20 protein-coding genes are annotated in these 22,045 nt (G+C 72.5%); 13 read left to right on the top strand and 7 right to left on the bottom strand.

All coding sequences use genetic code 11. The annotated features are described in order from the left end of the window. Positions 1-17: 17 nt before the first annotated feature. Positions 18-332, bottom strand: coding sequence for a hypothetical protein (locus ASD90_RS18755; RefSeq protein WP_056759843.1), 315 nt, complete (start codon positions 330-332; stop codon positions 18-20). A 117-nt stretch (positions 333-449) separates the two neighbouring features. Here ASD90_RS18755 and ASD90_RS18750 point away from each other — a divergent pair, with 117 nt between their 5' ends. Beyond that, complete coding sequence (locus ASD90_RS18750) at positions 450-1,316, top strand: VOC family protein (protein ID WP_056759842.1); 867 nt, start codon at positions 450-452, stop codon at positions 1,314-1,316. A 57-nt stretch (positions 1,317-1,373) separates the two neighbouring features. On the opposite strand, the gene ASD90_RS18745 is transcribed toward ASD90_RS18750, so the two are convergent. Beyond that, positions 1,374-2,786 carry an aspartate ammonia-lyase gene (locus ASD90_RS18745; RefSeq protein ID WP_056759834.1) on the bottom strand — a complete coding sequence of 471 codons (1,413 nt, stop codon included), beginning with the start codon at positions 2,784-2,786 and terminating at the stop codon, positions 1,374-1,376. Positions 2,787-2,936: 150 nt separating this feature from the next. On the opposite strand from ASD90_RS18745, the gene ASD90_RS18740 reads away from it, so the two are divergent. Beyond that, positions 2,937-4,676, top strand: coding sequence for a sialidase family protein (locus ASD90_RS18740; RefSeq protein ID WP_157623232.1), 1,740 nt, complete (start codon positions 2,937-2,939; stop codon positions 4,674-4,676). 53 nt (positions 4,677-4,729) lie between these two features. Here ASD90_RS18740 and ASD90_RS18735 read toward each other — a convergent pair whose 3' ends face one another. The 4 genes from ASD90_RS18735 to ASD90_RS18720 form a co-directional block, all read right to left on the bottom strand. Further along, positions 4,730-6,292, bottom strand: coding sequence for an MFS transporter (locus ASD90_RS18735; RefSeq protein ID WP_056759832.1), 1,563 nt, complete (start codon positions 6,290-6,292; stop codon positions 4,730-4,732). Between the two features lie 77 nt (positions 6,293-6,369). Further along, a complete protein-coding gene (gene rarD / locus ASD90_RS18730; RefSeq protein ID WP_056759831.1) occupies positions 6,370-7,371 on the bottom strand; it encodes an EamA family transporter RarD in 1,002 nt (333 codons plus the stop codon). After that, a complete protein-coding gene (locus ASD90_RS18725; RefSeq protein ID WP_056759830.1) occupies positions 7,368-8,447 on the bottom strand; it encodes a 2-oxoacid:ferredoxin oxidoreductase subunit beta in 1,080 nt (359 codons plus the stop codon). Before ASD90_RS18725 ends, rarD begins: the two co-directional genes overlap by 4 nt. Next, a complete protein-coding gene (locus ASD90_RS18720) occupies positions 8,444-10,342 on the bottom strand; it encodes a 2-oxoacid:acceptor oxidoreductase subunit alpha (protein WP_056759824.1) in 1,899 nt (632 codons plus the stop codon). The genes ASD90_RS18725 and ASD90_RS18720 overlap by 4 nt, the downstream gene beginning before the upstream one ends. A 283-nt stretch (positions 10,343-10,625) precedes the next feature. Here ASD90_RS18720 and ASD90_RS18715 point away from each other — a divergent pair, with 283 nt between their 5' ends. The 10 genes from ASD90_RS18715 (at position 10,626) to ASD90_RS18670 (ending at position 20,316) form a co-directional block, all read left to right on the top strand. Then, positions 10,626-10,985, top strand: a complete 360-nt coding sequence (locus ASD90_RS18715; protein WP_056759823.1) for an NADH-quinone oxidoreductase subunit A — start codon at positions 10,626-10,628, stop codon at positions 10,983-10,985. A 113-nt stretch (positions 10,986-11,098) separates the two neighbouring features. Next, complete coding sequence (locus ASD90_RS18710) at positions 11,099-11,665, top strand: NADH-quinone oxidoreductase subunit B family protein (protein WP_235506821.1); 567 nt, start codon at positions 11,099-11,101, stop codon at positions 11,663-11,665. After that, the gene (locus ASD90_RS18705) at positions 11,662-12,186 is read left to right on the top strand and encodes an NADH-quinone oxidoreductase subunit C (protein WP_056759821.1); all 525 of its coding nucleotides are present in this window, start codon (positions 11,662-11,664) and stop codon (positions 12,184-12,186) included. Before ASD90_RS18710 ends, ASD90_RS18705 begins: the two co-directional genes overlap by 4 nt. Further along, a complete protein-coding gene (nuoH, locus tag ASD90_RS18700) occupies positions 12,183-13,151 on the top strand; it encodes an NADH-quinone oxidoreductase subunit NuoH (protein WP_056760274.1) in 969 nt (322 codons plus the stop codon). The genes ASD90_RS18705 and nuoH overlap by 4 nt, the downstream gene beginning before the upstream one ends. Before the next feature lie 270 nt (positions 13,152-13,421). Beyond that, entirely contained in the window at positions 13,422-14,333 is a 912-nt protein-coding gene (locus ASD90_RS18695) for an NADH-quinone oxidoreductase subunit I (protein WP_056759819.1), read from the top strand. Next, a complete protein-coding gene (locus ASD90_RS18690; RefSeq protein WP_056759818.1) occupies positions 14,330-14,905 on the top strand; it encodes an NADH-quinone oxidoreductase subunit J in 576 nt (191 codons plus the stop codon). The genes ASD90_RS18695 and ASD90_RS18690 overlap by 4 nt, the downstream gene beginning before the upstream one ends. Continuing rightward, positions 14,902-15,330, top strand: coding sequence for an NADH-quinone oxidoreductase subunit NuoK (nuoK, locus tag ASD90_RS18685; protein WP_157610605.1), 429 nt, complete (start codon positions 14,902-14,904; stop codon positions 15,328-15,330). Before ASD90_RS18690 ends, nuoK begins: the two co-directional genes overlap by 4 nt. Next, positions 15,327-17,240 (top strand): NADH-quinone oxidoreductase subunit L, encoded by a 1,914-nt coding sequence (locus ASD90_RS18680; RefSeq protein ID WP_056759817.1) that lies wholly within the window; start codon positions 15,327-15,329, stop codon positions 17,238-17,240. Before nuoK ends, ASD90_RS18680 begins: the two co-directional genes overlap by 4 nt. After that, positions 17,231-18,736: a NuoM family protein gene (locus ASD90_RS18675; RefSeq protein WP_056759816.1), complete on the top strand. Its 1,506-nt coding sequence runs from the start codon at positions 17,231-17,233 to the stop codon at positions 18,734-18,736. Before ASD90_RS18680 ends, ASD90_RS18675 begins: the two co-directional genes overlap by 10 nt. Further along, the gene (locus ASD90_RS18670; protein WP_056759815.1) at positions 18,733-20,316 is read left to right on the top strand and encodes a proton-conducting transporter membrane subunit; all 1,584 of its coding nucleotides are present in this window, start codon (positions 18,733-18,735) and stop codon (positions 20,314-20,316) included. The genes ASD90_RS18675 and ASD90_RS18670 overlap by 4 nt, the downstream gene beginning before the upstream one ends. A 54-nt stretch (positions 20,317-20,370) precedes the next feature. Here the strand turns inward: ASD90_RS18670 and ASD90_RS18665 are convergent, their stop codons facing one another. Further along, positions 20,371-20,970: a hypothetical protein gene (locus ASD90_RS18665; RefSeq protein WP_235506790.1), complete on the bottom strand. Its 600-nt coding sequence runs from the start codon at positions 20,968-20,970 to the stop codon at positions 20,371-20,373. 195 nt (positions 20,971-21,165) lie between these two features. Here ASD90_RS18665 and htpX point away from each other — a divergent pair, with 195 nt between their 5' ends. After that, the gene (gene htpX, locus ASD90_RS18660) at positions 21,166-22,041 is read left to right on the top strand and encodes a zinc metalloprotease HtpX (RefSeq protein WP_056759812.1); all 876 of its coding nucleotides are present in this window, start codon (positions 21,166-21,168) and stop codon (positions 22,039-22,041) included. Positions 22,042-22,045: the final 4 nt, after the last annotated feature.

Below are 22,045 nucleotides of genomic sequence, written 5' to 3'. Positions count from 1 at the left end.
GTATGCCGTGTGCCGCGTCAGGCGCCGGTGCGCGCCGTGCGTTGCCGCTCCCAGGCGAGGCGCAGGGCGCGCCGGACCGCGTCGGCGTCGCCGGCGAGGTCGGCCTGCAGCTTGGTGTGCGCCTCCCACCGGGGCGGCACGCCGAACGTGTCGGGGTGGGCCGTCACGAGCTCCTCGCGGTCGCGGCCCCCGAGCCGGACGAGCACGGTGCCGGCCTCGTCGGCGCGGGCCACGAGCAACCCGTCGACGTACCACGCGCGGCGGCCGCCGGTGCGGCGGGCACGGCAGCCCTCCAGGGTGGCGAGGTAGGCGTCGACGTCGTCGAGGGTCATCCACCGACCGTAGACCGGGCCGCCGCCGACCTGGGGCTTCGGTCGCGCCGACCCGCGGCGGCTGTCGGCGGCCCTGCCTACGGTGGATGGGGACCGACCGACATCGAGGAGGATGGGATGAACCAGCAGGCAACCGAGCCGAGGACCTACCCCGAGGGCGTGACCTCGTGGGTCGACACCGAGCAGGACGACGTCGATGCCGCCGCGGACTTCTACAGCGGCGTCTTCGGCTGGACCTTCAGCGAGGCGACCCCGCCCGGGGTGCCGTTCCGCTACCTCATCGCCCAGCTCGACGGCCGCGACGTCGGTGGGCTCGGTGGCCCGGCGACGCCTGCCGGCCAGAGCGGTGACGCGGGTCGCGAGAGTGCTGCGCGGTGGCACACCTACGTCGCCGTGGACGACGCCGACGCGACGGCCCGACGTGTCGAGCAGGCCGGGGGAGCGGTGGTCCAGCCGCCGACGGCTGCCGGTGAAGGTGGTCGGTCGGTGGTCGTGCGTGACCCGCAGGGGCTCGAGGTGCGCCTCTGGGAGGCCAAGCGGCGTCTGGGCTCGCAGGTGACCAACGTCCCCGGGGCGTGGAACTTCAGCGACCTGCACACCGACGAGCCAGCAGCCGCGCAGCAGTTCTACGCCCGGGCCTTCGGCTGGGTGTTCGCCGACGTCGGCTTCGCCACGATGATCCGAGTGCCCGGCTACGGCGACCACCTCGCGTCGACGGTCGACCCCGACATCCACGAGCGACAGTCCGGGGCCAAGGTGCCACCGGGCTTCGCCGACGCCATCGGCTGGGTCGTGCCCGTCGCGCCCCGCGCCGAGCCGGGGTGGCACGTGACGTTCACCGTCGCCGAGCGCGACGCGGCGGCCGACCGGGTCGTGCGGCTCGGCGGGTCCCTGGTCCGCACCGGCGACAGCGACTGGACGCGCACGGCTGTCGTCCGCGACCCGCAGGGCGCCGAATTCACGGTCAGCCAGTTCCTCGGGTGACCGCGGGGCCGGGCGCGACCCGGCCCGGCGGCATACGTCCTCGGCGTGGGCGGCCGGTCAGGCGCCGGCGTCCGGCCGCGTCATCGAGAGCACGTCGAGGGCCTCGTCGAGCTGCTGCTCCGTGAGCCTCCCCTCGGCGACGTGACCCTGCGCGACGACGACGTCGCGAATCGTCCGGCGCTCCCGGACGGCCTGCTTGACCACCGCGGCAGCGGCCTCGTAGCCGAGGTAGCGGTTGAGCGGCGTCACGATCGACGGCGACCCCTCGGCGAGGGCCCGGGCGTGCTCGACCTCGGCGGTGATGCCGTCGACGCACCGATCGGCGAGCAGTCTGCTCGTCGAGGCGAGCAGGCCGATCGACTCGAGGATGTTCTTCGCTAGGACGGGCAGCATGACGTTGAGCTCGAAGTTGCCTGCGGCGCCCGCGGTCGTGATGGTGACGTCGTTGCCGATGACCTGCGCGCAGGCCATGAGCGTCGCCTCGGGCACGACCGGGTTGACCTTGCCGGGCATGATGCTCGATCCGGGCTGCAGGTCGGGCAGGTGGATCTCGCCGAGCCCGGTGCGCGGCCCGGAGCTCATCCAGCGCAGGTCGTTGCAGATCTTCGTCAGGCTCACGGCGACGACCTTGAGCGCCCCCGACAGCTCGACGACGGCGTCCTGCGCCGACTGCGCCTCGAAGTGGTTGGCCGCCTCCCGGAACGGGATGCCGGTGACTCCTGACACGCGCTCGATCACCCTGCGGGCGAAGCCCGGTGCCGCGTTGAGCCCGGTCCCCGCGGCCGTGCCGCCCAGGGGCAGCTCGCTCGTCGCCTCGGCGGCGGCGCGCACCCGGCTCGCCCCGAGCTCGACCTGGCGCCGGTAGCCGCCGAACTCCTGCCCGAGGGTCACGGGCACGGCATCCATGAGGTGGGTGCGTCCGGCCTTGACGACGTCGACGAACTCCGCCTCCTTGCGGGCCAGGGCGAGCGCGAGGTGCTCGAGCGCCGGCACGAGGTCGAGCACGGCCGCCGACGTGGCTGCGATGCGCAGGGCGCTGGGGAACGTGTCGTTGCTCGACTGCCCGGCGTTGACGTGGTCGTTGGGGTGCACGTCGAGGTCGCTCGCGAGGTGCGCGAGCCGCGCCACGACCTCGTTGACGTTCATGTTGGTCGACGTGCCGGAGCCGGTCTGGAAGACGTCGATCGGGAACTCGTCGTCGTGGTCGCCGTCGGCGACCTCCCCGGCCGCCTGCGCGATCGCTCGGGCGCGGCCGGCGTCGAGCACCCCGAGCTCGGCGTTGACGTCGGCGGCGGCGGCCTTGAGGCGCGCGAGCGCGTGCACGACGCCGGACGGCACCGGCTGGCCGCTGATCGGGAAGTTCTCGACCGCCCGCGCCGTCTGCGCGCCCCACAAGGCGTCGGCGGGCACCTGCACCTCGCCCATCGAGTCGTGCTCGGTCCGGAAGCCCTGCGCTGCGACGTCGCTCATGCCCCCATCATCCACGGGGCGGTGAGGTGTCGCGCCGTGGACGCCTGTGGCCATTTCGGCTGCGGGCCTTGTCGTACGCCGTGGCGCGGGCGCACTCTGGTGGGTGCGGGCGCCGACGCGATCCTTTGCCGTATCACCTGAGGAGAGGTCATGGCTCACCGTCGAGTTCTCACTGCGTGCATCGTGTCCGTCGCGACCGCCCTCGCCGGAGCGGCGGTAGCGGTGGCCTCGCCGGCGACCGACGGCATCGTCAGCGTCGCCAGTCCGCCCGGGCCCTTCTCGCAGAACAAGCAGAACGAGCCCGCCGTCGCGATCGACGCGCATGAACCGGGCGTCGTCGTCGCCGGGTCCAACGACGAGATCGACGAGGAGTCGTGCGCGGCCGGCGACCCGACCACGTGTCCCTTCACCCCCGGCGTCGGGGTGTCCGGCGTGTACTTCTCGTTCACGGGAGGCTCGAGCTGGACCCAGCCGACGTACACCGGCCTCACGGCTCGCGACTGCCTCGGCCCCGTGGCCTGCACCGCCCACACCGGTCCGATCGGCACCCTCCCGGGATACGCCGCCAAGGGCCTCGTGTCCGACGGTGACCCGGCCGTCGCCTTCGGACCGCGACCGGGCTCCGACGGGTCGTTCTCGTGGGACAACGGCTCACGTCTCTACTACGCCAACCTCACCTCGAACGTGTCGGCGGACAAGGAGTCCGCGACCTTCAAGGGCTTCGAGGCGATCGCCGTGTCCAGGACCGACGACGTGCGTGCCGCTGCTGCGGGCCACGCCAGCGCGTGGAAGGACCCGGTGATCATCTCGAAGCAGTCGTCGACAACCTTCTCCGACAAGGAGCAGGTGTGGGCCGACAACGCGCAGTCGAGCCGGTTCTTCGGCAACGTCTACGTCTGCTGGGCCTCGTTCCGGAGCAACAGCCACGGCAACGCCTTCCCGACGCCGCTCATCGTCGCGCGGTCGACGAACGGCGGAGCCACGTGGACGACGAAGCAGGTCGGTCCCGCCACCGACAACGGGATCAACGGGCAACCTGATGGCTGCACGGTCCGCACCGACAGCCACGGCAACGTCTACGTCTTCGGCATCGGCAGGCGTGCGGGCGCCGATCTCCAGCTCATGTACCGCTCGACCGACGGCGGCGCCCACTGGACGGGTCCGACGATGGTCGCTCCGGTCACGTCGCCCGGGGTCTTCGACCCCGTGCTCGGCCGGCCGACGATGGACGGCATCGCGGGAGCCCGCGTCGACCTGGCCTCCGGGCCGAACGTCGACATCGCCAACGGGGCCCCGAGCGGGGCCGGCGCCACGAACCAGATCGTCATGACCTGGGCCGACGGTGCGTCGGGGCTGGACCACGAGCGGCTGCTGTGGACGAGCTCCACCACGGCCGGTGCCAGCTGGACCGCGCCGGCGGCGCTCGCGCTCCCCACCGGGGACCGCCCGTTCTACACCGCACCGGCGCTGTCTCCTGACGGCACCGACCTCTACGTCGTCGACAACGCCTTCACGACGCCCTTCCGGCACGACACGTCGTCGCCTCGCGGCCTCGTCGGTCAGGTGTGGCACGCGAACGTCGTGGCCGGCGTGCCGAGCGGGTGGTCGTCGCTCGACCGCAGCGCCGTCGGCGACCCGCGCGGGACGAGCCAGAACGGCCTGACCGCCGAGTTCCTCGGCGACTACGTGTATGCCAGCGCGACGCGTGACGCCGTCGTCGGAGTGTGGAACGACGCCTCGCACGCGGCCGACTGCCCGGCGATCGACGCGTACCGCGCCTCGCTCTACACGGCGACGCCGACCAGCCCGCCCAACGTGCTCGTCGCGTGCCCGAACACGTTCGGCAACAGCGACATTCGCGGAGGGAGCTGGCCCGACCCCACACCGTGACGACGGGGCCGGCCGGACACGCTGACTCGCCCCGACTCTCGGCGGGGACGCGCTCAGCGCCCGGCCGGAACCTCGCCCGCGGGCAGGTCGCCGGCGTGGTGGCTCGTGCCCGGGCATCCCTCCGATCCCGCGCACGACCACCCGGCGGGTGCCGTTCGCGTATGCCGTGTGGTGCCCGCTGCGACCGCGCGGCCCTCCCGCTCGGCACCGGTCGCGGCGGCGGCCGACGGCTCGCGGGAGGGGTTGCGGATGAGCAGCCACGACACGACGCCGCCGGCAGCGAGCAGTCCGGCACAGATGAGCATCGCCGTCCGGTAGGCCGACGAGAAGGCCTCGGGGACGGCGTAGTCCGAGCCGCTGAGGCCCACGACAGCCGGTAGTGCGGCGACGGCGAGGAGGCTGCCCGCCCGGGCGACGGCGTTGTTGACCCCGCTGGCGACCCCGGCGTAGCGGTCCGGTGCGGCGGCGAGGACGGTGGCCGTCAGGGGTGCGACGAGCAGCGTGAGCCCGAGGCCGAAGACGGAGATGCCGGGCAGTACGCCGGTCCAGTAGGTCGAGCCCTCGTCGACGCCCGACAGGAGCAGGGCGCCGACGCCGCAGACGACCGGCCCGACCGTCATCGGCAGGCGCGGTCCGATGCGTGACGCGAGCTCTCCGCCCCGGGCGGCGAGGAGCAGCATGAGGACGGTCACCGGGAGCGAGGCCATGCCGGCGAGCAGCGGACCGTAGCCGAGGACCGTCTGGAGCTGGAGGGTGAGGAAGAAGAAGACCGCGCCGAGGGCGGCATACACGAGCAGCGTCATCGCGTTGGCCGCGCTGAACTGCCGGGACGCGAAGAGGGCCGGCGGCACCATCGGGTGCGAGGTGCGACGCTCGACGACGACGAAGGCCGCGCCGATGGCGAGGCCGAGCAGGCCGACGCCGGTGGCGGCCACCGCACCCAGTGGCTCGTGCTGGATCAGGGCGAAGGTCGTCGTGCCCAGGGCGAGCGTCGCCAGCACGGCGCCGGCCACGTCGAACCGGTGGTCGGCCTTCTCGTCGCGCGTCTCGGGGACGTGCAGCTGGGCGATCCACACCGTCGCGGCGCCGAGCGGCAGGTTGACGAGGAAGGCCCAGCGCCAGCTGGCGTACTGCACCAGCCATCCACCGACGAACGGCCCGAGGGCGGAGGCGATGCCGCCGAGTCCCGACCACGTGCCGATGGCCTTGCCGCGGTCGTCGGGACGGAACGAGGCCTGGATCATCGACAGGCTGCCGGGCGTCAGCAGGGCGCCACCGACGCCCTGCAGCACCCGCCCGACGATGAGCTGGACGGGCGACTGGGCGAGGCCGCACGCGGCGGAGGCGACCGTGAACCACACGACCCCGACGACGAAGACGCGGCGCCGCCCGAAGCGGTCACCGAGCGAGCCGCCCAGCAGGATGAGCGAGGCGAGCGCGAGCAGGTAGCCGTTGGTGATCCACTGCAGCTCGGCGAGGCTCGCGCCGAGCTCCTCGCCGATCCGCACGAGGGCGACGTTGACGACGGTCCCGTCGAGCAGGGCCATGCCCGAGCCGAGCACGGCGGCCGCGATGACGAACCGACCGGTGCGGGAGCCGAGGACGATGTCGCTCACACCGGCAGTCTGTCACCGCGGGCGCGCGGCGAACGGCTCCAGCGCGTGCGGCGAACGGCTCCGACGCGTGCGGCTGGTCAGCGCGGGCAGTCGTCGACCGGCAGGTCGCGTCGTGCGGCGCGGGCGCCCCGCAGGCTGACGAGCGAGTCGACCGTGAGCACGATGAGCGCGAGCCAGACGATGCCGAAGCCGATCCACCGCTCGGACGGCATGTGCTCGTCGAGCAGGACCACCGCGCAGAGCAGCTGCATGACCGGGGTGATGAACTGGATGAGCCCGATCGTGACGAGAGGGATGCGGCGGGCGGCGGCGGCGAAGCAGAGCAGCGGCACCGCGGTGACCAGTCCGGAGAGGACGAGCAGCGACGTGTGCACGCCTCCGTGCAGGCCGAACTCGAGGCCGCCCTGCGCGCCGACGACGAGCAGCAGCACGACGGCGACCGGGGCGAGCACGACGGTCTCGACGGTGAGGCCGTGGATCGCGTCGAGGCTGACGCCGACCTTCTTCTTCGTCAGGCCGTAGAGCGCGAAGGACACCGCGAGGGTCAGCGCCACCCAGGGTATGCGTCCACCCGAGACCCCGAGGTAGACACCGGCCACGACACCGATCCCGACGGCCACCCACTGGAGCACGCGCAGGCGCTCGCCGAGCACGACGACGCCCAGCGCCACGGTGACGAGGGGGTTGAGGAAGTATCCGAGGGCCGCCTCGGAGGTGTTGCCCGAGGTGACGGCCGCGACGTAGACGACCCAGTTGACCGCGATGAGCACGGCCGCGACCGCCGTGCCAGCGAGCAGCCGCGGCCGTCGCAGGAGCGGGCGGATCCAGCCGAGGTCGCGCATGACGAGCAGCACGACGACGCAGAAGAGCAGGGTCCAGAGGATGCGGTGGGCGAGGATCTCCCACGGTCCGGCGGGCTTGAGCGCGTCGAAGTAGAGCGGGAAGAGCCCCCAGAGGCCGTATGCCGCGAAGCCGAGGAGGGTGCCCCGCCCGACCTCGCCGTGCGGCGCGCTCGATCCGGCTGCACGCGTGTCGGGCCCGGTGGGCGCGACGGACGAGACGGTCTCGCGGGCGGTCACGCCCCCACGGTCCAGGTGTCCCGACCGGCGAGCAGGGCGTCGATGTCGGCATCGGTGACCTCGCCCGTGCGGGCCGAGGCGATCTGCTCGCGCAGCGAGTCGTCGTAGGTCGGGCGCTGCACGTTGCGGAAGATCCCCATCGGCACGTGGCCGAGGTCGGGGCTGTCGAGCCGCGAGAGGGCGAACGCCGCCGACGGGTCGGTCGCCGAGATGTCGTGGCGCACGATGCGGGCCGGGTCGGCCTCGCCCCGCGGCACGACGTCGAGCGACCCGCGGTCGTCGCGCACGACGACGGTCTCGGCCGTGCCGACCTCCTCGCCGTCGGCGAGGTGCAGGATGCGGGCGGCGGCCTCGGTGCGGTCCTTGAGCACGTCGAAAACGCCGTCGTTGAAGATCGGGCAGTTCTGGTAGATCTCGACCAGCGCCGACCCGCGGTGCTCGGCCGCGGCACGCAGCACCGACGTCAGGTGCTGACGGTCGGAGTCCATCGTGCGGGCCACGAAGCTCGCCTCGGCCCCGAGCGCGAGCGACACCGGGTTGAAGGGCGTGTCGAGCGAGCCGAGCGGCGTCGACTTCGTCACCTGGCCGACGTGCGAGGTGGGGGAGTACTGCCCCTTCGTCAGGCCGTAGATCTCGTTGTTGAAGAGCAGGATCTTGAGGTTGACGTTGCGGCGCAGCGCGTGGATGAGGTGGTTGCCGCCGATCGAGAGGGCGTCGCCGTCACCGGTGACGACCCAGACCGAGAGGTCCTCGCGCGTCGCGGCCAGCCCGGTCGCGATGGCGGGGGCGCGGCCGTGGATCGAGTGCATGCCGTAGGTGTCGAGGTAGTAGGGGAAGCGCGAGCTGCACCCGATGCCCGAGACGAAGACGATGTTCTCGCGCTTGAGGCCGAGCTCGGGCAGGAAGCCCTGCACCGCAGCGAGGATCGCGTAGTCGCCGCAGCCGGGGCACCAGCGCACCTCCTGGTCGGACGTGAAGTCCTTCTTCGTCAGGGCGGTGCCGTCGGTGAGGTGCGGGACGCCCGCGGTGCCGGTGGCACCCGGTGAGCGGGACGGCATACCCAGGTCGGTGGTCACTTCGCGGCCTCCTTCAGGGGCACGTCGGAGACGGACGCCACGGCGGTCGCGATGACGTCGGCGAGCTCGCCGGCCTGGAACGGCAGGCCGCGGACCGACGTGTGGGACTCGACGTCGACGAGGTACTTGGCGCGCAGCAGCATCGCGAGCTGGCCGAGGTTCATCTCGGGCACGATGACGCGCTGGTAGGGGCGCAGGACCTCGCCGGTGTTGGCGGGGAACGGGTTGAGGTGGCGCAGGTGCGCCTGGGCGACGCGGGCGCCGGTGGCCCGCGCGAGGCGTACGGCCGCGGCGATCGGCCCGAAGGTCGAGCCCCAGCCGAGGACGAGCACGTCGGCGTCGCCGGTCGGGTCGTCGACGACGAGCGGCTCGATGGTGTCGGCGATCCCGTCGATCTTGGCCTGGCGCAGCCGCGTCATGTGGTCGTGGTTGTCGGGGTCGTAGGAGATGTTGCCGGTGACGTCGGCCTTCTCGATGCCGCCGACGCGGTGCTCGAGTCCGGGAGTGCCCGGGATCGCCCACGGCCGGGCCAGGGTCTCGGGGTCGCGCAGGTAGGGGTGGAAGGTCGGCTGCCCCTTGTCGTCCACGGCGTTCGGCTCGGTCGCGAACTCCACGACGATGTCGGGCAGCTCGGCCGTGCGCGGCAGCCGCCACGGCTCGGAGCCGTTGGCGAGGTAGCCGTCGGAGAGCACGATGACGGGCGTGCGGTAGGTCGTCGCGATGCGCACGGCCTCGACGGCGATGTCGAAGCAGTCGGCCGGGGTCGCCGGCGCGACGACGGCGACCGGTGACTCGCCGTTGCGGCCGAAGAGGGCCTGGAGGAGGTCGGCCTGCTCGGTCTTGGTGGGCAGACCGGTCGACGGGCCGCCGCGCTGGATGTCGCAGACGATGAGCGGCAGCTCGAGCGACACGGCGAGCCCGATGGTCTCGGCCTTGAGCGCGAGGCCCGGGCCCGACGTCGTCGTGACACCGAGCGCCCCGCCGAAGGACGCGCCGAGCGCGGCGCCGACACCAGCGATCTCGTCCTCGGCCTGCATCGTCGCGACGCCGTAGCGCTTGAGCCCCGCGAGCGTGTGCAGGATGTCGGAGGCCGGCGTGATCGGGTAGCTGCCGAGGAAGAGCGGCAGGTGCGCGCGGTGGGCCGCCGCGACGAGGCCGAGCGACAGCGCGACGTTGCCGGTGACGTTGCGGTAGGTGCCGGCGGGCATCGTGGCCGGCGCGACCTCGTAGGCCACCGCGAAGTCCTCGGTCGTCTCGCCGTAGTTGAAGCCCGCGCGCAGGGCGGCGAGGTTGGCCTCGAGGATGTCGGGCTTGTCGGCGAACTTCGCCTTGAGGAACGCCTCGGTGCCGTCCATCGGACGGGTGTAGAGCCACGACAGCAGCCCGAGCGCGAACATGTTCTTGGCGCGCTCCTTCTCCTTGCGGGTCAGGTCGGTGAACGAGGCGAGGGCTTCGACCGCGATCGAGGTCAGCGCGACCGGGTGCACGTCGTAGCTCCCCAGCGAGCCGTCCTCGAGCGGGCTCTCGGCGTAGCCGACCTTGGAGAGGTTGCGCTTGCTGAACTCGTCGGTGTTGACGATGATCGCCGCACCGCGGGGCAGGTCGCGCAGGTTGGCCTTGAGGGCCGCCGGGTTCATCGCGACGAGCACGTCGGGGGCGTCACCCGGCGTCAGCACGGCGTGGTCGGCGAAGTGCAGCTGGAAGCTCGAGACGCCGGGCAGCGTGCCCTGGGGCGCCCGGATCTCAGCGGGGAAGTTGGGCAGCGTCGACAGGTCGTTGCCGAGCAGCGCCGTCTGCGACGTAAAGCGGTCTCCGGTGAGCTGCATGCCGTCGCCGGAGTCCCCGGCGAATCGGATGACCACGCGATCGAGCTTCTGGACCAGTTTGGCGCTCATGCTCTGCGACGTCCTCGAACTTCCATACGATTCACTGCCCGGGGCCCTGTGCGGCGGGCAACTTCCATGCTATGTCGCTCTGCGAGCACAATTGCGCAGGTTGCCATCACGTGGACAGGCGCGCCGCGCTCGGCCTCGGGCACGCGGCGGCCACCGAGGGCGTATTCCGTCGGCCGCCCCGCCGGAGCCGGCCCGGCACGAAGCGCCCGGCGAGAGCGCGGCTGCGCCAAGCCGCCCCGGGGGACGGCGCCACTCGCGTACCGGCATGGATAGGCTGGCCGTCATGTCCGGGTACGTGGCCGTCGCAGCGGTGCTGGGGGCGGGCGTCCTGCTCGTCACGGCGGCGATGGTCGTGCGACGACTGCTCGCACCGCGCGCTCCGCACGCGGCGAAGCTGACGACGTACGAGTCCGGTGTCGACCCCGTCGGCGAGGGCTGGGCCCAGACGAAGGTCCGCTACTTCGTCTTCTCCTTCCTCTACGTCATCTTCGCCGTCGACGCGATCTACCTCTTCCCGTGGGCGACCGTCATCCGCGACGCCGACCTCGGCCGCGCGAGCCTCGTCGAGATGGGCATCTTCATCGGCGTCATCGTGCTGGGCCTGGCCCACGCGGGACGCCGCGGCCTGCTGAGGTGGGTGTGATGGAGCAGCCGGGACGACCCGACGCACCGGCGAGCCAGCCGGTCAGCCAGCCGGTCAGCCAGCCGGTCAGCCAGCCGGTCAGCCTGCCCATGCCGACCATCGGGCCGGCCTCGATGGGCGTCCTCGGCGGCCACGCGCCCAAGCCGATCAAGGTCGTCCTCAACTGGGGCCGGCGCTACTCGCTGTGGGTCTTCAACTTCGGGCTCGCCTGCTGCGCCATCGAGTTCATCGCCGCCTCGATGGGCCGCCATGACTTCATCCGCCTCGGCGTCATCCCGTTCGCCCCGGGCCCGCGCCAGGCCGACCTCATGATCGTCTCCGGCACGGTCACCGACAAGATGGCCCCGGCCATCCGCCGGCTCTACGACCAGATGCCCGAGCCGAAGTACGTCATCTCCTTCGGCGCCTGCTCCAACTCCGGCGGGCCCTACTGGGACTCCTACTCCGTCACCAAGGGCGTCGACCAGATCGTCCCCGTCGACGTCTACGTGCCCGGCTGCCCGCCGCGTCCCGAGGCGCTGCTGCACGGCATCATCCGCCTCCAGGAGCAGATCGCGACCGAACGGCTCTCGACCCAGAAGCTCAAGGGGAGGTATGCCGGCAACCGCGTCGGCAGCGCCGGTGACGTCCGTCGCCCCCTCCTGCGCCGTGGCGCGAAGCCGGGGGAGGGCGGCCAGTGAAGGTCACCGACGTGCGGGACGTGCCTTTCGGGGAGTGGTCGAGCACCGTGCTGTCGCTCCGCGAGGAGGGCTACGCGTACTTCGACTGGCTGACGGCCGTCGACGAGACCGACCGTGAGACCGACGCGGGCTTCGACATCGTGTGCCACCTGCTCGACACCCGCGAGCCGGGCTCCCTGGCGTCGGTCCTGCTGCGCACCCGGGTCGCCGACGGGCTCCCGGTGCCGTCGCTGACGGGGATCTTCCGCGGTGCGGCGTGGCACGAGCGCGAGACGCACGAGATGTTCGGCATCGAGTTCGACGGCTTCGACGACGGCTCCGGGCTGGGGCTGCGCCCCCTGCTGCTGCCCGACGGCTTCGAGGGCACTCCGCTGCGCAAGTCCTTCGTCCTCGCCGCGCGCGCCTCGAAGGCGTGGCCCGGTGCCAAGGAGCCCGGCGAGGGCCACGACTCCGCCCGCGCGCCGGGCCGTCGGCGCGTGCAGGCGCCCGGCGTCCCCGGCCCCGAGTGGGGGCCGCGATGAGCGACCTGGCGCCCTGGGTCGAGGTGGTGCTGCGCGCCGTGGCCGTGCTCGCCGCCTTCCTCGTGCTGCCGCTGATCGTGGGCCAGACCGAGCACAAGGTCATGGCGCACATGCAGGGCCGGCTCGGGCCGATGTATGCCGGTGGCTTCCACGGGTGGGCCCAGCTCGTCGCCGACGGCGTGAAGTTCGTGCAGAAGGAGGACATCACCCCGGCCCGGGCCGACCGGTGGGTCTTCCGCCTCGCCCCGTTCGTCGCGCTCATCCCCTACCTCGTGGCGCTCGCCGTCATCCCCCTGTCACCGACGGTCGTCGGGGCCGACGTCGACGCGAGCGCGGTGCTCGTGCTCGCCGTCATCGGGGTCGGCATCATCGGCACGCTCATGGCCGGGTGGGCCTCGGCCAACAAGTACTCCCTGCTCGGGGCGATGCGCGCCGGCGCCCAGCTCGTGTCCTACGAGCTGCCGATGGTGCTCGCCGTCGCCTCCGTCGCGCTCGCCGCCGGGAGCCTCTCGCTCGTCTCCATCGCCGAGGCCTGGAAACCGTGGTGGCTGCTGTGGCAGCTGCCCGGCGCGGTCGTCTTCCTCGTCGCCGCCCTCGCCGAGCTCCAGCGTCCGCCCTTCGACATGCCCCTCGCCGACTCCGAGATCGTCTTCGGCGCGTTCACCGAGTACACCGGCCTGCGCTTCGCGTTCTTCCTGCTCGCCGAGTACGCCGGCATCGTCGTCATGTCGCTGCTCTTCGCGGTGCTCTACCTCGGCGGCTGGTCCGGTCCGTTCGAGCAGTGGCTCGGCTGGCTCTGGACGGTGCTCAAGGGCTTCCTCGTCGCCGTCGTCGTCATCTGGCTGCGCGTCTCGTGGCCGCGCATGCGCGAGGACCAGCTCCAGCGCCTCGCCTGGGTGTGGCTCGTGCCGATGGCGCTCCTCCAGCTCGCCCTCACCGCCGTCGGGGTGGTGGTCTTCCCATGACCCCCACCCCCACCCCCCCGAACGTCGAAAGGCCACGTGCGGCCCCCACTCCACCGTCGAGAGGCCAGGTCGTGCCGCCTCCCGCGCGTCGAGAGGCCACGTGTGGGCCCCACTCACCCGTCGAAAGGCCACCTCTGGTCGCCCTCTCGACCCACGGCATACGGCAACACCTGGCCTTTCGACCGCAGGGGCTGGGCCAGACGTGGCCTTTCGACCGCAGGGACTGGGCCAGACGTGGCCTTTCGACGGTGGAAGGGGAGGTGAGGACTCGTGGCTGACGGCATGATCCCCGGGCTCGTCAGGGGGCTCGCGACCACCGCGAGGTCGCTGACGCGGCACACCCACACGGCCGAGTACCCCGACGTCTCGCCCGCCCTGCCTCCGCGGTCGCGCGGCGTCATCGCGCTCACCGAGGAGAACTGCACCTCGTGCATGCTCTGCGCGCGCGAGTGCCCTGACTGGTGCATCTACATCGACTCGCACAAGGAGGAGCTGCCCGCGACGACGCCCGGTGGGCGCGCCCGCCAGCGCAACGTCCTCGACCGCTTCGCCATCGACTTCTCGCTCTGCATGTACTGCGGCATCTGCATCGAGGTCTGCCCGTTCGACGCCCTGCACTGGAGCCCCGAGTTCGAGTACGCCGAGGTCGACATCCGCGACCTGCTCCACGAGAAGGACCGCCTCGGCGCCTGGATGGCCACCGTCCCGGCGCCCCCGGCCCTCGACCCGGGCAGTGCCGATCCCGCCGAGGTGACCGCGGCGGCGAAGCCGGCCCGCGGCTCGGCGGGCGCCGCCGGCGCCGCCGGCGCCGCTGGTGGTACGCGTGGGGTCGGGTTGCCGACCCGCGTGCGCCGCGAGACCGCCACGGCGACGACCCCGCCCGCACCGACTGCTGCTCCGACGGCCCAGCCCCAGCCCGCGACCGAGGCCGAGCCCGCGACCGAGGCCGCGCCCACGACCGAGCCCGCGGGCGATCAGACCCGGGTCATGCCGGCTGCCGAGCGCACGGCGGCGCTGCCCGTCGCCGAGCGCACGGCGACCCTCCCCGCTGCGGAGCAGACCTCGGTCCTGCCGCCGGCCGACGGCGCCGAGGCCGAGCAGGCGGCCGATGAGGCTGCGGCACAAGGGGACTCGACGCAGGTGCTGCCGACCGTGTCCACCGACGAGGAGGGTCGCGAGTGACGACCCGCGACCTCGTCTTCACCGCCGTGGGGGCCGTGACGGCCCTGTCGGCGTTGCTGTCGGTGACGACGAAGCAGGTCGTGCACGCCGCACTGTGGCTGCTCGTGTCGCTCGGCTCGCTCGCGGGTGCCTACCTCGTCCTCGGCCAGGAGCTCGTCGGCCTCGTCCAGCTGCTCGTCTACGTCGGCGCCATCGTCGTGCTCGTCCTCTTCGCGCTCATGCTGACCCGCGCGCCGATCGGTCCCCACGCCGAGATCGACACCCCGGCGTGGCAGCGGGTCGCCGGTGCTCTCCTCGGCGCCGCGACGACCACGCTGCTCGCGTCCCTGCTGCTCCCGCTCTTCGCCGGGGCCACGGCGGACCTCGACACCCCGACGACGACCACACCTCAGGTGGCGCAGGCCGTCTTCGGCACGTGGGTGTGGCCCTTCGAGCTGCTCTCGGTGCTGCTCCTCGTCGCGCTCGTCGGCGCCTTCGCCGTGTCGCGCCTCGTCCTGCACCGTGAGGGCGCCGACCCGGTCAGCCCGCGGCGCACCGTGACCTCGGACGCACCGGCGGGCGGCCGCGGATGATCCACCTGTCGCTGCCCGCCGCCCTCGCGGCCCTGCTCGCCGGGATCGGTGTCTACGGCGTCCTCGCGCGTCGCAACGCCGTCCTCGTGCTCATCGGCGTCGAGCTCATCCTCAACGCCGCCAACCTGCTTCTCGTCACCGCCGGGTCACGCCCCGGTGCGCCCCTCTCCGCCGGCCCGGTGCTGACCCTCTTCGTCATCACCATCGCGGCAGCCGAGATCACCGTGGCGCTCGCGATCATCCTCGTGATGTTCCGCCGCACGGGACACATCGACCTCACGGCGGTCCCCGACCTGACCGACGACCCCGACGAGCCCACGGACGATGGGCGGGCCGACCTGCCCGGCCCGAACGACCCGCCCGAGGCCTCCGAGGCCGCAGACGCCCGACGTGAGCCGGCGGCGGCAGGGGAGGGCGTCTCGTGAGCTGGATCGTGCGGATGATCGTCCTGCTCCCGGCGCTCGCCGCCCTGGTGGGACTGCTCGCGCGGCGCCAGCGCGCCCTGGCGGCAGCCGTCGCCGTCGCGGTCTCTGCCTACGTCGCGATGCTCGGGCTCATCCAGTGGATCGCGCCCTCGCGGACGGCCGACATCGACACCATCGGCAGCCTCCCGCTGGGTGATCTCTCGGTCCCGCTGCACCTGCTGTCCGACCGTGTCTCCGGACTCGTGTCGTTCGTCGTGGCGCTCGTCGTGGTCTGCATCCAGGTCTTCACGGTGTGGTACCTCCGCGACGACCCGCGCTACGGCCAGTTCGCCGCGACCGTCTCGCTCTTCGCGGCCGGCATGCTGCTCCTCGTCCAGTCGGGCGACCTCGTCCTCATGCTCGTCGGCTGGGAGGTCATGGGCTGGTGCTCGTGGCTGCTCATCGGCCACGACAGCGAGCGTGCAGCGGCCCGCCGGGCGGCCTACAAGGCGTTCATCGTCACGCGGGTCGCCGACATCGCCATGGTCGTGGGCATCGTCGCCCTCTCGGCACGGGCCCGCTCGACCGACCTCATGGCGGTGCTCACGGCGACGGGCGACGGCACGCTGCTGACGATCGGGCTCGTCGGCGTCGTCATCGGCGTCGCGGGCAAGTCGGGTCTCGTGCCGTTCCACGACTGGCTGCCCGACGCGATGGAGGGCCCGACGCCGGCATCGGCCCTCATCCACGCGGCCACGATGGTCGCGGCCGGCACCTACGTCATCGCGCGCCTCTTCTCGCTCTACGCCGGGCACGACGGTGCCCGAACGCTGCTCGCCGTCCTCACCGCCGTGACGATGGTCTACGCCGCCCTGCTCGCGCTCGCGCAGACCGACCTCAAGCGGATGCTCGCCTACTCGACCCTGAGCCAGATCGCGATCATGCTCTCGGCGCTGGCCGCGGCACCCGCCGAGCTCGGGCCCGGCGCCGGCATCTCGCACCTCATCGGCCACGCGTTCTTCAAGGCGCTGCTCTTCCTCGGGGCCGGCTGGCTCGCGGTGCTCGCCGGCGCGACGGCCCTCGCCGGCCTCCGCGGCCGGCTGCGGCCGACGGGCGGCCTGCGCTGGTCGATGGGGATCGGCCTCGCCGCCCTGGCCGGGGTGCCGCCGCTCATCGGCTTCTTCACCAAGGACACCGTCATCGACGCCGCGCTCGAGGGTGCGACGGGCGGAGGCGGCCCGCGGGCCTGGATCGTCGTCGTCGCGCTCTTCGTCACCGTCGTGCTCACCGCCGCGTACTGCACCCGCGCCTGGCTGCTCCTCGACACCCCGGTGGCCGCGACGGGCGACCTGCCCGATCCGCATCCCGCCGTCGTCACCGAGGAGGACGTCGCCGTCGTGACCGCCGCAGACAGCGCCGACGACGCCGAGGTCGAGCGCGTCCACGCCCACGGCCACCCGGGCATCACGCTGTCGGCGGCGCTCGTCGTGTCCGTGCTCGCGGCGCTCACCGTCGTCGGCACCCTCTTCCTCACGAGCTTCAGCGGGGGCGTGCATATCGGGCTGTTCAGTGCCCTGCTGTCCATCCTGCTCGTCGCCGGCGCCGCGTATGCCGTGTGGTCCCTCAGCGACCGCGGCCGGGTCGACGTCGCCGACCGTGTCCCGGGCCGCGTCCGGGAGTCAGCGGTGCGCGGCTTCGGCGTCGACACGGCATACGTCGGCTTCGGTCGGGCGGTCACCGCGGTCGCGCGTCTCGTCGTCGCGCTCGACCGTGACGTCGTCGACGCCTACCCGCGGGCGACGGCGGTCGTCGCGCGCGCCGCCGGTCGGGCGGGGGAGCGCGGCCACCGAGCGGTGCCCTCGCTGTCCCTGCTCAGCCTGCTCGTGGGCGTCATGGTCGTCGCCGTCCTGGGGGTGGCCGCGTGGCGCTGACCCTCATGCTCCTGCTGCCCCTGCTCGCGGCGATCGCGCTCATCGCGATCCCCGGCGAGTCGACGGTCGAGCGCGGCATCGCGCTCGGGTCCTCCGTCGTCACGGCGGTGCTCGCCGTCGTCGTGGTCTGGGGCCGCCACGAGGTCGACGTGCCGTGGATCCGCTCGCTCGGCGTTCGGTGGCACTTCGGCGTGGACGGCATCTCGGCCGCGCTCGTGCTCCTCACCGCCCTGCTGACCGTCGCCGTCGTGGCGCACACCCTGTCGGGCCCGATCCCCAAGGGGGGCACCGGTTCGACCTTCCTCGGCTGCATCCTGCTCGTGGAGGCCGGGGCGCTCGCGACCTTCATGGCGCGAGACGCGATCCTCTTCTTCATCGCGTTCGAGGTCGTCCTCGTGCCGATGTGGGTGCTCGTGCGTCGGTTCGGCGACGACCACGTGCCCGACGAGACGCGCGCCGACGCCGCTGGTCGCTTCGTCCTCTTCACGGTGCTGGGCTCGACGCTGATGCTCGTCGGCATCCTCTTCCTCGTCCACCACCAGGGCACGAGCGACCTCACCGTCCTCGCCGAGCGCCACGGCGTCGGCCTGTCCCGCCCGCTGCAGGTCGCGATCGCCGCGATCCTGCTGCTCGGCCTCGGGATCAAGGTGCCCCTGTGGCCGCTGCACACGTGGCTGCCCTCGGCGCACACCATCGCTCCCACCGCCGGTTCGGTGCTGCTCGCCGCGGTGCTGCTCAAGATGGGCACCTACGGCATCGTCAGGCTCGCCGTCGCCACGGTGCCCGTAGGCGTGGCGCAGCTGAGCCCGGTCCTGGCCATGCTGGGCGTCGTCGGGATCCTCTGGGGAGGCCTGGCCTGCCTCGTCGAGCGCGACCTCAAGCGCCTCATCGCCTACAGCTCCGTCGCACACATGGGCTTCGTCGCCCTCGCCATCGCGTCCGGCAGCGAGACGGGCCTGCAGGCCGCACTCTTCGGCAACATCGCGCACGGCGTCGTCGCGGCCCTGCTCTTCTTCGTCGTCGGCGACCTCAAGGAGCAGTGGGGGTCGTCCGACCTGCACGTTGCGCGGGCCGCCCTGCGCGACAAGGCTCCTCGCTTCGGGCTCGTGCTCGTCGTGGGTCTCGCCGCGGCCCTCGGGCTCCCGGGCCTCGTGAGCTTCTGGGGTGAGTTCCTCGCGTTGTATGCCGCGTGGTCGCCCGCGCCCGACCGTCCCGTCACGCTGCTGCGCGTGTGCGTCGTGCTCGGCGCCGTGGGCCTCGCACTCGCGGCCGCCTATGCGCTCCGGGTCGCCCGGATCGTCTGGGCCGGCGAGGGCAGCGATGCCGCGGAGGGGGCCGCGGCAGAGCCGGTGGCCGACGCCCGTGGTGCCCGCTGGGCCGTTGTCATGACGCTCGTCGTCGTCATCGTCACCCTCGGGGTCCTGCCGGGCCTGCTGCTCGGCCTCTCGGACGCCGCGACGACGGGCCTGCTCTCCGGTCTGGGGGTGTCGCCGTGAAGGGCCTCGCCATCGACTACGCGATCCTGCTCCCGGCGCTCCTGCCCGTCGCGGGTCTCGTCCTCGTGCTCGTCGCCGACCTCGTCAACCCGCGCCTGCGGCGCGTGCCCTACGCCATCGCCGGGCTGGCGGCCCTCGGGTCCGCGGCCGCCACCGTGCCGGGGCTCGGGCTGGGTGGTGGGTCGACGCGCGAGACGTTCTGCCTGACCGGCCGCGAGCTCGCCGGGACGGCACCGACCGTCGACGGGCTGCCGCAGGTGTGCCTCTGGCAGGCCGACGCCCTCGGTGGCACCCTCCAGCTGGCGGCGGCGGTCTCCGCCCTCGTCTGCATCGCCCTCGCCTGGCCGGGTGCCCACCGTCGTCGTCCGGCCGACTGCACCCGCGAGCCGGTCGAGGCCGTGCTGCTCCTCGCCGCCCTGGCCGGCACCGTCGTCGTCGCGGCCAGCCGCGACGTCGGCACCTGGCTCGTCGCCCTCGAGCTCGCGACCCTGCCCGTCATCGCGCTGGTCGCCCTCTCGGGCCGGCGGTCGGCGGTCGCGGGAGCGACGCAGCTGCTCGTGACGTCCCTCGTGTCCTTCGCCCTGCTCGTGCTGGGTGTGGCGCTGTGGTTCGCGGCGACGGGCAGCCCGTTCCTCACCCCGGACGCTGCGCTCGCCTCGGGTGGTGCGTTCTCCGCGGCGCCGGGGGCCCCGACGACCGTCGTCTTCCCGTCCGTCTCGGGCGGGGTCGTCGCCCTCGCCACGGTCCTCGTCGTCGCCGGTGTCGGCTTCAAGCTCTCGCTCGTGCCCTTCCACGCGTGGACGCCCACGGCGTACGCCGGCTCGTCGGTGCCCGTCGCGACCTTCCTCGCGACGGTCTCCAAGATCGCCGCGCTCGCGGCGCTGCTCGTCGTGCTCCGGGCGGTCGCCGCCCTCGGGACCCCTGCGCTGCTGTCGATCGCGCTGCTCGCGTCGCTCAGCATGACGCTCGGCAACGTCATGGCCCTGCGCCAGGACGACGTCGTGCGCCTGCTCGCGTGGTCGACGGTCGCGCAGGCCGGCTGGGTCGTGCTCCCGCTCGTCAGCATCTCCGCGCTCGGTGTCGGCGCCAGCGCCACCTACCTGCTCACCTACGTCGTCGCGACGCTCGTCGCCTTCGCCGTCGTCGCGGTCACCGTGCGCGAACGGCCGGGTCAGGGACGCTCCATCGCCGCGTACGAGGGCCTGTGGCAGCGCAGCCCGTGGCGCGCCGGGGCCCTCGCCCTCGCGCTGACGTCGCTCGCGGGGCTCCCTCCCGGCGTCATCGGCCTCGTCGGCAAGATCACGGCGCTGCGGCCCGTCGTCGCCGAGGGCTGGGTCTGGCTCGCGGTCGTCGCCGCGGTCAACGCCGTCATCGGCGTCGCCGTCTACCTGCGCTGGCTGCGTGCGGTGATCACCGCTCCTGCCGCGGCCGTCGGCGCCCCGGCAGGCACTGCCCCTACCGCTGCGCCCGTCGCCGTGGCGCGCCGACGCCCGGTCATGGTGGCCGGGCTCGTCCTCGCCTCGGCCGTGCTCGTCGTCGTCAGCGTCCAGCCCGACCTGCTCCTGCGCCTCCTCGGCTGACGACGACCCCGAGCCCGCGGAGGGATCGGGGTCGTCGTCGGACGGACGATGAGGTCAGACGGTCTGGGGCACCATCGGGGTCTCCGGGGCGGGCTGGGCGCTCACGTCCTCGGCAGTCTTGGCGTGGCGCAGGCCGAGCAGCGAGAGCACGAGCAGGATGGTCGCGCCGATGAGGGAGGCGATGCCGGCGTAGAGGGCGATCGTGCCCATCGTGCCGAAGGCGTAGGCGTTGAGCAGGAGGCCGCGCAGGGTGTTGCCCATGAAGAGGCTCTGGCGCAGGTCGCCGAGCGCCTTGACCTGGGCCGGGTCCGCGTTGGGGTCCTTGACGGCCTTGAGGTACTCACCCGAGACCTCGGAGTAGGTCTTGTTGTTCGACTGGGTGTTCATGTGCACGAGGATGTAGTGGTCGGCGAAGGCCTTGGCCTGGGCGCCGTTCTCCATCGTCTGGCCGGCGTACTGCAGCAGCGCGTCCTTCTGGTCCTGGGTCTCGAGCGCGGCGGCCACCGGCATCGTGATGTTCTGCTGGCTCAGCTGCTCCTTGACGTTGTCGGCCACGAAGCTGCTCGCGTAGATCAGCAGCGCGCCGGCCACGGCCAGCACGACGGCCATGACGAGGCCCGTCCACGAGATCAACCGGTCGAGTGTCTTGCGCATCATTCGCTTCTTTCATCGGATGGGATGTCGGGTTCCCCAACACCGCCAAACTACTACCGCGTGTAGTAGACAAGTTGCCGCTTCAACCGGGTCGGCCGCGAGATGTGGGTCACAGAAGATGCCGAGAGTGCGTCCAGTGGGCTCCCAGCGATCTCTCAGTGGGAACACGCGTTGCGGGCCGGTCGTTCACCCGACATGCACAACCACTTCAACGGGCTCAAGACCGCCGCCCTCTTCGGCGGCATCTGGGCCCTCCTGCTCGGGATCGGCGCGCTCGTCGGTGGCGGGCGCTTCATCTGGCTCTTCGCCCTCATGGGTGTCGCGATGACCTTCTACGGCTACTGGAACAGCGACAAGCTCGCCATCCGCGCCATGCACGCCTACCCGGTCTCCGAGGCCCAGGCGCCCGTCATGTACCGCATCGTGCGCGAGCTCTCCACGGCCGCCGGCAAGCCGATGCCACGCCTCTACATCAGCCCCACCCAGGCGCCCAACGCCTTCGCGACCGGTCGCAACCCGCAGAACGCCGCCGTCTGCTGCACCGAGGGCATCCTCGGCCTGCTCGACGAGCGAGAGCTGCGGGGCGTCCTCGGCCACGAGCTCATGCACGTCTACAACCGCGACATCCTGACGAGCTCGGTCGCCGCTGCGGTCGCCGGAGTCATCACCTCGATCGGCCAGATGCTCATGTTCACGAGCATCTTCGGTGGCGGCGGCTCCGACGAGGACCGGCCCAACCCCTTCGCGCTGCTCGCGATGAGCCTGCTCGCGCCGCTCGCCGCGATGATGATCCAGATGGCCATCAGCCGCACCCGCGAGTACGACGCCGACGAGGACGGCGCGAAGCTGACGGGCGACCCCCTCGCCCTGGCCTCGGCCCTGCGCAAGCTCGAGGCCGGCGTCGCTCGCGCGCCGCTGGCCCCGTCGCAGGACATCGTCAACGCCAGCCACATGATGATCGCGAGCCCCTTCCGGGCTCAGGACGTCACCCGGTTCCTGTCGACGCACCCGCCGATGGACCAGCGCATCGCTCGTCTCGAGAGCATGGCGGGCGGCCCGCTCCACCGCTGATCCC

The sequence above is a fragment of the Terrabacter sp. Root181 genome (assembly GCF_001428505.1).
GTDB lineage: Bacteria > Actinomycetota > Actinomycetes > Actinomycetales > Dermatophilaceae > Terrabacter.
The sequence above is the reverse complement of the archived record's forward strand: the minus strand, read 5'-3'. Positions and strand labels throughout refer to the sequence as shown.

What these genes read in the sequence shown, in the direction of transcription:
- ASD90_RS18710 (WP_235506821.1), top strand. Translation starts at nt 11,099, where the DNA reads ATGGGCGTCCTCGGCGGCCACGCGCCCAAGCCGATCAAGGTCGTCCTC.
- ASD90_RS18665 (WP_235506790.1), bottom strand. Translation starts at nt 20,970, where the DNA reads ATGCGCAAGACACTCGACCGGTTGATCTCGTGGACGGGCCTCGTCATG.
- nuoH (WP_056760274.1), top strand. Translation starts at nt 12,183, where the DNA reads ATGAGCGACCTGGCGCCCTGGGTCGAGGTGGTGCTGCGCGCCGTGGCC.
- nuoK (WP_157610605.1), top strand. Translation starts at nt 14,902, where the DNA reads ATGATCCACCTGTCGCTGCCCGCCGCCCTCGCGGCCCTGCTCGCCGGG.
- ASD90_RS18755 (WP_056759843.1), bottom strand. Translation starts at nt 332, where the DNA reads ATGACCCTCGACGACGTCGACGCCTACCTCGCCACCCTGGAGGGCTGC.
- ASD90_RS18740 (WP_157623232.1), top strand. Translation starts at nt 2,937, where the DNA reads ATGGCTCACCGTCGAGTTCTCACTGCGTGCATCGTGTCCGTCGCGACC.
- ASD90_RS18720 (WP_056759824.1), bottom strand. Translation starts at nt 10,342, where the DNA reads ATGAGCGCCAAACTGGTCCAGAAGCTCGATCGCGTGGTCATCCGATTC.
- ASD90_RS18715 (WP_056759823.1), top strand. Translation starts at nt 10,626, where the DNA reads ATGTCCGGGTACGTGGCCGTCGCAGCGGTGCTGGGGGCGGGCGTCCTG.
- ASD90_RS18745 (WP_056759834.1), bottom strand. Translation starts at nt 2,786, where the DNA reads ATGAGCGACGTCGCAGCGCAGGGCTTCCGGACCGAGCACGACTCGATG.
- htpX (WP_056759812.1), top strand. Translation starts at nt 21,166, where the DNA reads ATGCACAACCACTTCAACGGGCTCAAGACCGCCGCCCTCTTCGGCGGC.
- ASD90_RS18750 (WP_056759842.1), top strand. Translation starts at nt 450, where the DNA reads ATGAACCAGCAGGCAACCGAGCCGAGGACCTACCCCGAGGGCGTGACC.